At 64.6% G+C, this 12,493-nt stretch carries 12 protein-coding genes; 5 read left to right on the top strand and 7 right to left on the bottom strand.

Going from position 1 to position 12,493, the window contains the following annotated elements; all coding sequences use genetic code 11:
- Nucleotides 1-81: 81 nt before the first annotated feature.
- The 3 genes from CAG33_RS13980 to CAG33_RS13970 form a co-directional block, all read right to left on the bottom strand.
- A complete protein-coding gene (locus tag CAG33_RS13980; RefSeq protein ID WP_085584144.1) occupies nucleotides 82-438 on the bottom strand; it encodes a hypothetical protein in 357 nt (118 codons plus the stop codon).
- Between the two features lie 212 nt (nucleotides 439-650).
- Entirely contained in the window at nucleotides 651-2,504 is a 1,854-nt protein-coding gene (locus tag CAG33_RS13975; RefSeq protein WP_085638877.1) for a DUF4105 domain-containing protein, read from the bottom strand.
- Nucleotides 2,505-2,679: 175 nt separating this feature from the next.
- Complete coding sequence (locus CAG33_RS13970) at nucleotides 2,680-3,168, bottom strand: DUF3015 domain-containing protein (protein ID WP_085584148.1); 489 nt, start codon at nucleotides 3,166-3,168, stop codon at nucleotides 2,680-2,682.
- 284 nt (nucleotides 3,169-3,452) lie between these two features.
- Between CAG33_RS13970 and CAG33_RS13965 the strand changes: the two genes are divergently transcribed.
- Nucleotides 3,453-5,891, top strand: coding sequence for a Lon protease family protein (locus CAG33_RS13965; protein ID WP_085638874.1), 2,439 nt, complete (start codon nucleotides 3,453-3,455; stop codon nucleotides 5,889-5,891).
- Between the two features lie 311 nt (nucleotides 5,892-6,202).
- Complete coding sequence (locus CAG33_RS13960) at nucleotides 6,203-6,520, top strand: hypothetical protein (protein ID WP_085584152.1); 318 nt, start codon at nucleotides 6,203-6,205, stop codon at nucleotides 6,518-6,520.
- Between the two features lie 18 nt (nucleotides 6,521-6,538).
- Here the strand turns inward: CAG33_RS13960 and CAG33_RS13955 are convergent, their stop codons facing one another.
- Nucleotides 6,539-8,359, bottom strand: coding sequence for a hypothetical protein (locus CAG33_RS13955; RefSeq protein ID WP_085638871.1), 1,821 nt, complete (start codon nucleotides 8,357-8,359; stop codon nucleotides 6,539-6,541).
- Between the two features lie 160 nt (nucleotides 8,360-8,519).
- Here CAG33_RS13955 and CAG33_RS13950 point away from each other — a divergent pair, with 160 nt between their 5' ends.
- The 3 genes from CAG33_RS13950 to CAG33_RS13940 all read left to right on the top strand — a co-directional run bounded on the left by CAG33_RS13950 (nucleotide 8,520) and on the right by CAG33_RS13940 (nucleotide 10,219).
- The gene (locus tag CAG33_RS13950) at nucleotides 8,520-9,008 is read left to right on the top strand and encodes a TIGR00645 family protein (RefSeq protein ID WP_085584156.1); all 489 of its coding nucleotides are present in this window, start codon (nucleotides 8,520-8,522) and stop codon (nucleotides 9,006-9,008) included.
- Nucleotides 9,009-9,170: 162 nt separating this feature from the next.
- A complete protein-coding gene (locus CAG33_RS13945) occupies nucleotides 9,171-9,476 on the top strand; it encodes a DUF6482 family protein (RefSeq protein ID WP_085584158.1) in 306 nt (101 codons plus the stop codon).
- 125 nt (nucleotides 9,477-9,601) lie between these two features.
- Nucleotides 9,602-10,219, top strand: coding sequence for an FKBP-type peptidyl-prolyl cis-trans isomerase (locus tag CAG33_RS13940; protein ID WP_085632290.1), 618 nt, complete (start codon nucleotides 9,602-9,604; stop codon nucleotides 10,217-10,219).
- A 128-nt stretch (nucleotides 10,220-10,347) separates the two neighbouring features.
- On the opposite strand, the gene CAG33_RS13935 is transcribed toward CAG33_RS13940, so the two are convergent.
- The 3 genes from CAG33_RS13935 to CAG33_RS13925 form a co-directional block, all read right to left on the bottom strand.
- Nucleotides 10,348-10,605 carry a hypothetical protein gene (locus CAG33_RS13935; protein WP_085584162.1) on the bottom strand — a complete coding sequence of 86 codons (258 nt, stop codon included), beginning with the start codon at nucleotides 10,603-10,605 and terminating at the stop codon, nucleotides 10,348-10,350.
- A gap of 201 nt (nucleotides 10,606-10,806) precedes the next feature.
- On the bottom strand, nucleotides 10,807-11,148 hold the full coding sequence (locus CAG33_RS13930; RefSeq protein WP_085584164.1) for a zinc ribbon domain-containing protein YjdM: 342 nt from the start codon (nucleotides 11,146-11,148) through the stop codon (nucleotides 10,807-10,809).
- A 160-nt stretch (nucleotides 11,149-11,308) separates the two neighbouring features.
- A complete protein-coding gene (locus CAG33_RS13925; protein WP_085584166.1) occupies nucleotides 11,309-12,277 on the bottom strand; it encodes a polyprenyl synthetase family protein in 969 nt (322 codons plus the stop codon).
- Nucleotides 12,278-12,493 lie beyond the last annotated feature (216 nt).

The following is a 12,493-nucleotide window of genomic DNA, read 5'->3' as shown; positions in this document are numbered from 1 at the left end:
GGTCGCCTCCTTTGACGGGCCTTCTTAGGGAGTCGACCCATGGTCGCAGGCATCGTTCGGACGCGGTTGTCTGGAAACGACCTAAGGCGAGCGATACGCCCGCGCCGCGTCCCGATCCTTCTGCTGCTGCCAGGCGCGTTCGCGCTCGTCCCAGTGCTCGTTGCGGTAGTCGTCGCGATCCTTGTTTTCCAGCATGGCCTGGCACTGGCGGAAACCGTCGCTCCAGCCTTCGGCGTACTGCGCGTCCTTGAGGTAGCGCGGCACGTCCTTGCGGAACTCTCCGCTGATCGAGCCGGCCGCCTGTCGGCCGCTGACGCAGCCGTCATCGAAACCGTCGGCGAAGGCCGGTGGATAACCTCTGGCGATCAACTCTTCATGGGTGCTCTGGCAACCGCCGACCAGCAACAACACGCCCAGCAATCCCGCACACCGCCACATCTCGTTCTCCCGGGCCGTTTCACGGCTGATACGGGAAAGTCTAGAAGCGGATTCGTCCGGTGTGCGTGAAAGGCATGTGAGCAATTCGTTGAGCGTGCGCAAATCCCCTGTAGGAGCGAGCCTGCTCGCGATAGCGGTGTGCCAGCCCACGCATTCGTCGGCTGAAGAACCGAATCGCGAGCAGGCTCGCTCCTACAGGGGACGGTGGGGGATCAGTAGTGATACCACTTCACCTCAAGCATCACTTCGGTCTGCGGGGTGGCCAGATGGCTGAATTCGCGTTCGGCGCTCAGCCGCAGGCCGAGGTTGCGCGACAGTTCCCACTGCTGGTTGAGGCTCAGGCTGCGGCGCACTTCGCCGTTGGTGAAGTAATCGCCCTTGGCCTCCAGGCTGAGGTTGCCCAGCGGGTTTTTCCACAGCACGCCGCTGTTGAAGCCGGCTGCGGGGGCGATGAACCCGGCGAAGTCGTTGTTGTGTTCAATCCGCACCGTGCCGAGGGCGAAGCCGAGCATGTCCTCGCCCAATTGCCAGGTGCCGCCGCCTCCGCCGTTGACGTGGCTGACCAGGGTTTCGTCGTCGTGCTTGCCCGGCACCCGCTCAAGCCCCCCGGTGACCTGCCACGACAACGGCTGCAGCAGCGCGTTGCGCGGGGTCAGGGAACGGATGGTGGCCAGGTCCAGCCGCTGGAACTGCCAATCGTTGCCCTCGTATTGGCGCAGCTTCATCTGCAGGATTTCGATCTGCGCGCCCAGCGGGAAGCTTTCGCCGTTGTCGTTGAGGTCGTGGTAGGCCATGCGCAGACCGTACTCGCCGAACGCCCGGTCGCCGCGGGTGCCCAGGCCGGCCTGCCAAGTGCGCGATTCGTGTCCGTCCTCGGGCAGGCCGGGGCGAGGGATCTCCAGCTCCGGCGCCGGGTTCTTGTTGATCGCCCGCAGCAGTTCGAAGCTGCGCTGGGCCCGTTGCGGATCGCGCTCCTGGCCGTTGGCGCGGTAGCGCTCCAGGCGGTACGCGGCATCGATGACCAGCGCCTGACGGTCGCGGGGCAGGGCCTTGAAGGCGGGCGCCTGCAACTGTTGCTGGTCGGCGCTGACCTTCAGCACCCAGTCCTGTTCCTCGTCGCTCAACGGCTCGGCGCGGCTGAGCAGTTCGCGCTCACGGGACGGACGGTATTCGATGTGCTCGACCAGGCCCGCGTCCTTCACCGCTTTGACGGTGTCGGTGGGGATGGCCGTGAGCGGGAACTGTTCGGTCAGGCGCAGGCCCGGGCGGGCCACCTGCAGCAGTTCGAGCAGGCGGTAGGAGCAGTTCTCGTCGAAGAAGAAGTAGTCGAACTTGATCTGCTTGAGCTCCCACACGTGCTCGACCATGCGCGCGGTTTCCTGCGGCGTCAGGTTCAGCCGGTATTCCCACAGGTCACGGTTTTCCAGGCTGCGGTACTCGGAGAGCTTTTCCTGGTAGGGCACCAGGGCGAACAGCCCCGGATAGCCGCCCATCAGGCCTTTCCAGGCGTAGAGGATGCTGTTGTCCGAGCCTTCGATGTAGGCGCCGAAGTTGATCGCGTGGCTGAGCAGCGACGTCTTGTCGCTTTGCACGTCGGCCTGGTCGATGCGCAGCAGCGTGTGGCCGAACATCGACGACGGGCTGTTGAGGTAGGCCGCCGGGAAGATCATCACCGCGCTGTGGGGCGAGACGTCCTTGAACCATTGCCGGAATTCGGCGCAGTCCGGGGCCGGCAGGTCCTTGAGGTTCAGTTGCGCCTTCAGCCAGCGGGTACGGGCCGGGTACACGCATTGGGCGTGCCGCTCGCCGAGGCTGGCCGGTGCGTACAGCGCCTGCACGGTGGCGGCCAGTTCACGGTCGGGGTGTTCGTTGCCGTCGGCGGCGAGGAAGAACCGGCTATCGCTGACATAGCTGCGCCAGCCGCCGAGCTTGGCGGTCTCGTAGTGGCCCAGGGAAATCCAGAAGCGGTCGTTGGCCAGTTGCTGCAAACGTTGGGGATCGAGGTGGGGCGCGGCGGACAGCGGGGCGCAGGCACACAGCGCCAGCCAGGCAAGGCGTTTGAGCATAGGTGGCAACTTGAAATCGTCAAAAAGGGTTCGACGGGTAACGGCCGGTCAACCCATGCGGGAGCGAGCAGGCTCGATTCCACCGTCATTGCTGATGACTGGCCGGCATTTCCCGACAGAGGGCCGCTGCGAAAGAACAAAACCCGCTCCCCGAAGGAAGCGGGCGGGGCCTGGCTTAGGCCTGGGTCGCGTACTTGGCCAGGCGAGGGTCGGCCTTGAGGACGGCCAGGGTGTTGGTGTGCACGTCCTCGGCGGTCACGTCAGCCTTGCTGAAGATCTGCTGGAAGTGTTCGTGGGTCACGGCGGCGAAGTGCGCGCGGTCTTCCGGCGCCACGCCCAGCACCACGGCGTAGGTGGTCAGCGCTTCGCCCTGGCCCTTGGCCATGTCTTCGGACAGCTCGTTCATCATGCCGTTCATGGCGAACCAGGACTTGCCGCCGTAGGTCAGCGCCGCGTTGGTGGAGCAGCCGTTGGTGCCGGAGGTCATGCCGAACGTCGCGTTGCCGGAGGTGCCGTTGGTGGTGGAGGCGAGGAAGTGGGCCGGCGTGCCGCGCTGGCCTTCGAACAGCATGTTGCCCCAGCCGCAATCAGGGCCGCCCGGCGCCTGGGCCATGGCATTGATGGATACAGCGGTGAAGAGAGTACCGAGAAGAATCCGTTTCATAGCTTTGTTCTCTTTATGTGCGTACCAATGGACAGGGTTCTGGCCCCCCCAAGCTCTGTGCGTACAGACCCGAACGGCGCCAGTGGGCCGGTATTCGTTCCAGCCGCGCAGCTTGGAGTTTAGGCACGTTCGCCGGGTTCCGTCACATTTTCCTTCAGATTTGCGCACGGGCCGGCTTTTCGTGAGGGCGCAGGCCGGCGCATCGCCGCAAGGCGCCTTGCCAGTGGGTACGGGCAGCGCCAGAATGCCTCTTATCTGCCCCGCCTGATTGTTAAGGAAGCCCGATGCCTGATCCTGTTGCCGCCAGTTTGCGTCTGGCGCCCGAAGCGCTGACCCGTCCGTTTTCCGCTGAACAGTTCAGCTTCACCACCACCAACGATCTGGAGCCCTTTCGCGGTGTGCTCGGCCAGGAACGCGCGGTCGAAGCCCTGCAGTTCGGCGTGGCCATGCCGCGCCCCGGTTATAACGTCTTTGTCATGGGCGAGCCCGGCACCGGCCGCTTCTCGTTCGTCAAACGCTACCTGAAGGCCGAAGGAAAGCGCCTGCAGACCCCGGCGGACTGGGTCTACGTCAACCATTTCGACGAACCGCGCGAGCCCCGCGCCCTGGAGCTGCCGTCGGGCACCGCCGGCGCCTTCATCAATGACATCAACGGCCTGATCGACAACCTGCTGGCGACCTTTCCGGCCGTCTTCGAGCATCCGTCCTACCAGCAGAAGAAGAGCGGCATCGACCGCGCCTTCAACCAGCGCTACGACCGTGCGCTGGATGTGATCGAGCGCCTGGCCCTGGAAAAGGACGTCGCCCTGTACCGCGACAGCAGCAACATCGCCTTCACCCCGATGTTCGAGGGCAAGGCGCTGGACGAGGCGGAGTTCGCCCAGTTGCCGGAAGCCGACCGCGAGCGCTTCCACGAGGACATCTCCGCACTGGAGGAGCGCCTCAACGAGGAGTTGGCGAGCTTGCCGCAGTGGAAGCGCGAGTCGAGCAACCAGCTGCGCCAGCTCAACGAAGAGACCATCACCCTGGCCCTGCAGCCGTTGCTGGCGCCGCTGTCGGAAAAGTACGCCGAGAACGCCGGCGTCTGCGGCTACCTGCAAGCGATGCAGGTGTACCTGCTCAAGACCGTGGTCGAGCAACTGGTGGACGACAGCAAGACCGACGCCGTCGCCCGCAAGCTGCTGGAGGAGCAATACGCCCCCAGCCTGGTGGTCGGCCACCCGGTCAGCGGCGGCGCGCCGGTGGTGTTCGAGCCGCACCCGACCTACGAAAACCTGTTCGGCCGCATCGAGTACACCACCGATCAGGGTGCGCTCTACACCACGTACCGGCAGCTGCGCCCGGGTGCGCTGCACCGGGCCAACGGCGGTTTCCTGATCCTTGAGGCGGAAAAGATGCTCGGCGAGCCGTTCGTGTGGGATGCGCTCAAGCGCGCCCTGCAGTCGCGCAAGCTGAAGATGGAGTCGCCGCTCGGCGAAATGGGCCGCTTCGCCACCGTGACCCTGACCCCGCAGCACATCCCGCTGCAGGTCAAGGTGATCATCATCGGCGCCCGGCAGCTGTACTACGCGCTGCAGGACCACGATCCGGACTTCCAGGAGATGTTCCGCGTCCTGGTGGACTTCGACGAAGACATCCCGATGGTCGACGAAAGCCTGGAGCAGTTCGCCCAACTGCTCAAGACCCGCACCTCGGAGGAGGGCATGGCGCCGTTGACCGCTGACGCGGTGGCGCGCCTGGCCACCTACAGCGCTCGCCTGGCCGAACACCAGGGGCGGTTGTCGGCGCGGATCGGCGACCTGTTCCAGCTGGTCAGCGAAGCGGACTTCATCCGTCACCTGGCCGGCGACGAAATGACCGACGCCGGCCACATCGAACGGGCGCTGAAGGCCAAGGCCACCCGCACCGGGCGCGTGTCGGCGCGGATCCTCGACGACATGCTCGCCGGGATCATCCTGATCGACACCGACGGCGCGGCGGTGGGCAAGTGCAACGGGCTGACGGTGCTGGAGGTCGGCGACTCGGCGTTCGGCGTGCCGGCGCGGATCTCCGCCACGGTGTACCCGGGCGGCAGCGGCATCGTCGACATCGAGCGCGAGGTCAACCTCGGCCAGCCGATCCACTCCAAGGGCGTGATGATCCTCACCGGCTACCTGGGCAGCCGCTATGCGCAGGAATTCCCGCTGGCGATCTCCGCGAGCATCGCGCTGGAGCAGTCCTACGGCTACGTCGATGGCGACAGCGCTTCGCTGGGCGAGGCGTGCACGCTGATCTCGGCGCTGTCCAAGACCCCGCTCAAGCAGTGCTTCGCCATCACCGGCTCCATCAACCAGTTCGGCGAGGTGCAGGCGGTCGGCGGGGTCAACGAGAAGATCGAAGGCTTCTTCCGCCTCTGCGAAGCCCGCGGGCTGACCGGCGAGCAGGGCGCGATCATTCCCAAGGCCAACGTCGCCACGCTGATGCTCGATGAGAAGGTGCTGGCGGCGGTGCGCGCCGGGCAGTTCCACGTTTATGCGGTGAGCCAGGCCGACGAGGCGCTGAGCCTGCTGGTGGGCGAGCCGGCCGGTGAGCCGGACGCCGACGGCCAGTTCCCGGAAGGCAGCGTCAACGCTCGCGTCGTGGAGCGTCTGCGGGTGATCGCCGAGATGATCAGCGAAGAGGACCTGAAGGAGGCCGAGAAGGAAGCGGCCCAAGAGGCATTGGCCGAAGCCAAGCCGGCCTGAAGGCCGATGCGGTAAACCGGTGGGAGCCCGCCTGCGGGCGATTGCGGCATGTCATTCGACATCTGTCTGTCTGACGTTCCGCCATCGCCGGCAGGCGGGCTCCCACCGTCGCATTTGGGCGGGAACGTGCGGGAAAGTGCCATCACTCTGGCGCCAAAATTCACACAATGACCATTCGGCGCCTTCTGGTCGTATCCGGTTGGCGCAGACGACTTTTCTTCTATTCTCAGCTCAAGGACATCGAGAGCATCACTGGATCGAAACAGCCTTCCCTTGAGGGTTGAACACCGGCTTCACCGAGGGTCGCCGCCATGTCGCGCAACCTCTGCCTCACCCGTCAGTGCCTGGGTCTTGTGACCCGTATCGAATGCGCCATCAAGCCCCTGGCCGGCGACACCGGCATGTGGACGCTGCTCTTCGCCGCCGGCATGGCCGGCGAACAACCTTCCGCCATCAAGGCCCAGGGCCCTTTCCACGGGCCGGTCGCCGCCGAGTCGATCCTCGACACCATCGTCGAAAGCCTCACGATGCACGGTTATGAGCTGGCCGACGATCCGCAGATCTGGAGCCTGCACCTGCAAGCCCAACTGCGGCAGATCAACGGCGGCCGCAGCCGCAGCCTCAACTGAGCCTGCCGGTTCCGGGGCTCAGGGGGCCGTGCCCGGTGCCTGAGCCTTGTCGAGTTTGACCTCAAAGCCGTACTGCACGGTGGCGAGGTCGGTTCGCCGGTAGGTTTCCACCTGCGTGGGACGACCGTAGAAGTAGTGCACGCCGAAGATCGCCGGGCCCTCTGCGCCCGCGTCGTGGCTGACCGAAAGAATCTGCTTGAGGTACTGGCCGCTGCCGTCCTTGACGAAGAAGCGCCACTGGTCGGCCGCGAACCGCTTCAGATCCACCACCAGCATGTTGTTGCGGATGTCCAGGCCCTTGGGCAAGGACTTGGCGTCGAACGTCTGCTTTTCCACCGTGGCCAGGAACAGCGGCATGGAGCCGACCGCAAACGCCGGGGTTTCCGGGAACAGGTTCAGATCGTAGGTGATCGTGCCCGACAGCGGATCGACCTGGTACGCCTCCGGCGGTAGTTCGATCGGCTCGTCCCGTTCGCCGTTGCGCTTTTGCGTGAAGAAAGTCACCGGGCTGTCGCCGGGGCTGAAGTCCTCGCCGAGCAGCTCATCGTTGAAGGTCTTGCGGTGATCGAACTCGATCCGGGCGGCACTGGGCTCCTCCACCGACTGGCGGATGCGGATGCTGTCCTTCAGCTGCTGCTCGGTCAGGGCCGCGCCCTTGAGCCAGTCCGCGGCCTGGTCGTCATACACCGTCACCGGCAGATCCAATGGCTGCACCGCCTTCGCGGTGGTGTGCGGATCCAGGTGGCGCACCGGCAGGTCCAGCGGCTTGCGGGTCACGCTCACGTTCGAGAAGTCCAGCACGCTCACTTCGAGGGTCTCGACCGGGCCATGGAAGTACACCTTGTTGTAGCGGCGCGGGTGCTGGCGCTCGAAGGCGCTCTGGCCGTCGTTGAGCTGTTTCTCCAGAGCGTCGCTCCAGGCCTTTTGCTGCTGCAGGTGCGCCAGCTGTTCCTGGTAGAACGCGACCTGCTCCGGGCTCTCGTTGATCGACCCGGCGCGCTTGAGGTACTGGCCGGTGGCGTCGCGGGCCTGGATGATCATCGGGTTGAGCGGTGTGCCGCCGACCTCAGGGGCCAGGGGCAGGCTGTTGCTGAATTCGACTTCGGCGTAGTTCTTCTCAAGCTTGAGCAGCGTGACGCTGAGGTTGCCGTCGGTGCGGGTCTGGCCGATGTCCTGTTTGCCGAGGTCAAAGCCGTGCAGGCGCCCGGGGGCGATGACCTCGATCTCGCCCAGCAGGCTCACCGGCTGCGGCTGGCTCTTGCGGTCGATGTCCAGGCCTTCGATGAAGGGGTAGGACAGGGTCAGGTCGTCGGGGGGGGAGCTGGACGGGCTGAGCTGGATGCCCGGGTCGGTCTCCGACCATTCCGTTTGCCAGGCGATCACCCGTTTGTCGCTCAAGGTCACCGACTGCCATTGCACGCCGTGGGGGAACAGGAAGCCGCCGGGGATGTTGAGGTTGAAGGGGAACACCGGCTGCAGATCGGTGAGGTAGTCGGAGCCGACGTCCTTGCGCAGCACGAACAGGCCATCGATGAACGTATCGACCAGCGCCTGGGGCGTGGGGTAGTGCCTGAGCGCGCCGAGGGCGTCTTCGCCGTACTCGGTCTTGGCCGGTTGGCCGTCGAGCCGCCGCCGGGCGCGTTCGAGCAGCAGCAGCGAACCGCCGAGTTCGGTCACGGCGTCCTTGAGCTTGGGGTCGGTGATGGCGTCCAGCGACTGTTCGAACTGCGCGGTCTTTTCCTCAAGGCTCGGGCCGTGCTTTTCGTCGTCCGGCGAGCAGCCGCCCAGCAGCAGGGCGAGGCACATTCCGGCAGTCGTCATCGGCAAGCGCACATCCATTTCCAGTCGTCCTGTCCACTGTCGCGGGGCTGTCAATGATCTGGACACTAGCAGAAAAACTTTGACACACACACGCAGGTGGCGGATTTCCGGGCGGTTTCTGGCGCTCACGGGGGGCTGGTATACTCGCCGCCGATTACAACCCCTTGTGTGAGATTCAATGGAACGCTTTGTCGAAAACGCAATGTACGCCTCGCGCTGGCTGCTGGCGCCGATCTACTTCGGTCTGTCCCTCGGGCTGCTGGCGCTGGCGCTGAAATTCTTCCAGGAAGTCTTCCACGTCATCCCCAACGTGTTCGAGATGGCCGAGTCGGAACTGATCCTGGTGCTGCTGTCGCTGATCGACATGGCGCTGGTGGGCGGCCTGCTGGTGATGGTGATGATTTCCGGCTACGAGAACTTCGTCTCTCAGCTGGACATCGACGACAGCAAGGAAAAGCTCAACTGGCTGGGCACCATGGACTCCTCGTCGCTGAAGATGAAAGTGGCGGCCTCGATCGTGGCGATCTCCTCGATCCACCTGCTGCGCATCTTCATGGACGCCAAGAACGTCGATCCCGAACACCTGATGTGGTACGTGATCATCCACATGACCTTCGTGGTCTCGGCGTTCGCCATGGGTTACCTGGACAAAGTGACCAAGCACTGAGGCATGACGGGGAAGCTCGCCCGACGGCTTCCCTCTTCAAGCAGGAAAAACACCGCCCGTCCGTTGCAAAACAGACGGGCGGTCTCGTTCATGGCTTGTGCTTTGTCGTGCCGAAGCCTATCCCTGTAGGCGTCCAGACCCGCCGTCGCGTGAGGTGCGCCCATGAACCTGCAAGAGCTGAATGCGTTTGCCGTCGCCAGGAAGGTCGATGAACTGAACCTGATCTCCATGGAGGGCGGAATCTATCTGCTCGAGGCGCGGATGCACGGCGCGGCATACCCGCTCAGCGGCACCGATGGGCAGATGCTGACGCTGCGTTCGGTGGAGCACGCCCGGGATCTGCTGCACAACTTCCCGGTGCTGCCGTTCAACCTGGTGCACACCTCGGTGCACGACGAGATGTGCGGTCTCGGCGCCAGCGGCGAGGAAAGCCTGAAAGTGCCGTTGGCCTGGCGCTCGGCGCTGTAGCGCCCGCGATCCGATCAAAGCCTGGGCATCTGTGCTAGTCTGCTCGCCCTTTTGGTTCCGGGCGCGCCGGGACGCGCTGTGCATGCACGGCCAGTCCCGGGCCGTCCGCACAGCGGAGCAGTGTCATGTCCGAAGTAAATCTGTCCACCGACGAAACCCGCGTCAGCTACGGCATCGGCCGTCAGCTGGGCGACCAGCTGCGCGACAACCCGCCACCGGGCGTCAGCCTGGACGCGATCCTGGCCGGCTTGACCGACGCGTTCGCCGGCCAGCCAAGCCGTGTGGGCCAGGAAGAGATGTCCGCCAGCTTCAAGGTGATCCGCGAGATCATGCAAGCCGAAGCCGCTGCCAAGGCTGAAGCCGCCGCCGGCGAAGGCCGTGCGTTCCTGGCCGAAAACGCCAAGCGCGAAGGCATCACCACCCTGGCTTCCGGCCTGCAGTTCGAAGTGCTGACCCAGGGCGAAGGCGCCAAGCCGACCCGTGAAGACAACGTGCGCACCCACTACCACGGTACGCTGATCGACGGCACTGTGTTCGACAGCTCCTACGAGCGCGGCCAGCCTGCCGAATTCCCGGTGGGCGGCGTGATCGCCGGCTGGACCGAAGCCCTGCAACTGATGAATGCCGGCAGCAAATGGCGTCTGTACGTGCCGAGCGAGCTGGCTTACGGCGCGCAAGGCGTGGGCAGCATCCCGCCGCACAGCGTTCTGGTGTTCGACGTCGAGCTGCTCGACGTTCTGTAAGGACTGGCCTGCCTTGATGGCAGGCTAATGTGGGAGCCAGCCTGCTGGCGATAGGATCGACCGGTTCTTTGGGGGCCGCGCGGATGCCATCGTCAGTTGGCTGGATCCCACCGTTCCTGCGGTGGTTTTCATACTTCGATCTTGTTGTGCAATTCACCGGTCGGGCGCAAGGCCCGGGCGTAGCAGAACAGGAACAGATTGCGCACCAGCTCCTTGAGCACCAGCGGTTCGCTGGAACTCAGGCCGCTGACGTCCAGGTCGCCCTGATCCTGCAGTTCATGCAGGGCTTCTTCTTCCAGCACCGCGCAGACTTCCCCGGTTTCCCGATGCAGGATCCGCAGGTAAGGGTGCGGACGGTCCAGCCAGGCGTCGATCAGATAAGTCATGGTTCTCATCTCCATTGAAAGGGTTCAATGAGAATAATTCTTATTCGTCAAATAGCAAGCGCCTATTGGCGGTTTGCGTTTTTTTGCGGGTAAAGATTGCGTAAGGTCAAAACGGCTGGCGTTTGGCCATTGCGTTGCGGCGAGGGGAAAGCGGGGAGGGGTCGCCATCCCGCGTCGGGCGCGGGATGGCAGGCAGCGGGCTCAGACCTTTCTGACGAACTCGGACTTGAGCTTCATCGGGCCGATGCCGTCGATCTTGCAGTCGATGTCGTGGTCGCCGTCGCACAGACGGATGTTCTTGACCTTGGTGCCGACCTTGACCACCAGCGAGGTGCCCTTGACCTTCAGGTCCTTGATCACGGTGATGGTGTCGCCGTCCTGCAGGACATTGCCCACCGCGTCTTTCTTCACGGTGTCTTCGGATGCCGCGTCGGCTTCACCGTTGGCGGACCATTCGTGGGCGCACTCCGGGCACACCAGTTGGGCACCGTCTTCGTAGGTGTATTCGGAATTGCATTTCGGGCAGGGTGGCAACGTGCTCACTAAGGCTCCTTGGTATGAGGATCGTTAAAGGGCGCACATTGTATAGGGTTTTAAGCGAAGCAGGGCATTGCATGCAAAGCACTGCGGGAGCGGACCTGCTCGCGATGGCGTCTGACATGACGCTATCGCAAGCAAGCCCGCTCCCGCAGGGGCAGCAAGATCAGTGCGTGCGGGCGACCGCGAACTCGCTCAGTTCGACCAGCGCATCGCGGTATTCGCTGGCAGGCAGCGCTTCGAGGCACTTGATGGCACGGGCCACGTAGTCGCGGGCCAACTGCGCGGTGTAGTCCAGCGAGCCGGAGGCTTCGACCGCCGCACGGATGCTTTCGAGGTCTTCGATGCCGCCTTTCTGGATCGCCTGGCGCACCAGGGCCGCCTGTTCCGGCGTGCCTTCGCGCATGGTGTAGATCAGCGGCAGGGTCGGCTTGCCTTCGGCCAGGTCGTCGCCGACGTTCTTGCCCAGCGTGTCGGCGTCGCCCTTGTAGTCGAGCAGGTCGTCGACCAGCTGGAACGCCACGCCCAGGTGGTCGCCGAAGGTGCGCAGGGCCTCGGCCTGTTCGGCGGTGGCGCCGGCCAGCGCGGCGGCGCTGTGGGTCGAGGCTTCGAACAGCATCGCGGTCTTGCCGCGGATGACTTCCATGTAGGTCTCTTCGGTGGTGCTGGCGTCGCGCACCTTGGACAGCTGCAGCACTTCGCCTTCGGCGATGATGCGCGTGGCCTGGGACAGGATCTTCATCACCGGCATCGAGCCCAGTTCGACCATCATCTCGAACGAGCGCGAGTACAGGAAGTCGCCGACCAGCACGCTCGGGGCGTTGCCCCACATGGCGTTGGCGGTGGAGCGGCCGCGGCGCATGCCGGACATGTCGACCACGTCGTCATGCAGCAGGGTCGCCGTATGCAGGAATTCGATGGTGGCGGCCAGCAGGCGCAGGTCGTCGCCCTCGCGGCCCAGGGCCTTGCCGCACAGCAGCACCAGCAGCGGGCGCAGGCGTTTGCCGCCGGCTGACGTGATGTAATCGCCGATTTTCGACACCAGCGGCACGCGGGAAGTCAGCTGTTTCTTGATGATGCCGTCGACGGCGCTAAAATCGTCCGCCACCGCGCGGTAGAAAGCTTGGGGTTGCATCAGAGACAGGTGCTCCAGAAGGGTTGCGCGGCATGCTAGGACCCACGTCCGCAGGTGTCAAGGCGCGATGGACGGCCCCTTGCGCGGCGTCGGCGGCTTGCGTACAATCGCGCACCCTGAACTTCCTGGGCAGCACCTGCCTTACGCAATTGCACTTGGGCCGTTCCAGCCCCATGCAGCCATGCCAGCCAATACCTCTTCCTATAAAGAGCTGGG

The sequence above is a fragment of the Pseudomonas sp. B3(2017) genome, from assembly GCF_002113595.1.
Lineage (GTDB): Bacteria > Pseudomonadota > Gammaproteobacteria > Pseudomonadales > Pseudomonadaceae > Aquipseudomonas > Aquipseudomonas ekonensis.
This window is presented reverse-complemented; position numbering and strand designations above follow the sequence as displayed.

Excerpts from the sequence above, each read along its gene's own strand:
- CAG33_RS13945 (WP_085584158.1), top strand. The coding sequence starts at position 9,171 with ATGAACCTGCAAGAGCTGAATGCGTTTGCCGTCGCCAGGAAGGTCGAT.
- CAG33_RS13950 (WP_085584156.1), top strand. The coding sequence starts at position 8,520 with ATGGAACGCTTTGTCGAAAACGCAATGTACGCCTCGCGCTGGCTGCTG.
- CAG33_RS13940 (WP_085632290.1), top strand. The coding sequence starts at position 9,602 with ATGTCCGAAGTAAATCTGTCCACCGACGAAACCCGCGTCAGCTACGGC.
- CAG33_RS13970 (WP_085584148.1), bottom strand. The coding sequence starts at position 3,168 with ATGAAACGGATTCTTCTCGGTACTCTCTTCACCGCTGTATCCATCAAT.
- CAG33_RS13955 (WP_085638871.1), bottom strand. The coding sequence starts at position 8,359 with ATGGATGTGCGCTTGCCGATGACGACTGCCGGAATGTGCCTCGCCCTG.
- CAG33_RS13925 (WP_085584166.1), bottom strand. The coding sequence starts at position 12,277 with ATGCAACCCCAAGCTTTCTACCGCGCGGTGGCGGACGATTTTAGCGCC.
- CAG33_RS13965 (WP_085638874.1), top strand. The coding sequence starts at position 3,453 with ATGCCTGATCCTGTTGCCGCCAGTTTGCGTCTGGCGCCCGAAGCGCTG.
- CAG33_RS13975 (WP_085638877.1), bottom strand. The coding sequence starts at position 2,504 with ATGCTCAAACGCCTTGCCTGGCTGGCGCTGTGTGCCTGCGCCCCGCTG.
- CAG33_RS13935 (WP_085584162.1), bottom strand. The coding sequence starts at position 10,605 with ATGACTTATCTGATCGACGCCTGGCTGGACCGTCCGCACCCTTACCTG.
- CAG33_RS13980 (WP_085584144.1), bottom strand. The coding sequence starts at position 438 with ATGTGGCGGTGTGCGGGATTGCTGGGCGTGTTGTTGCTGGTCGGCGGT.
- CAG33_RS13960 (WP_085584152.1), top strand. The coding sequence starts at position 6,203 with ATGTCGCGCAACCTCTGCCTCACCCGTCAGTGCCTGGGTCTTGTGACC.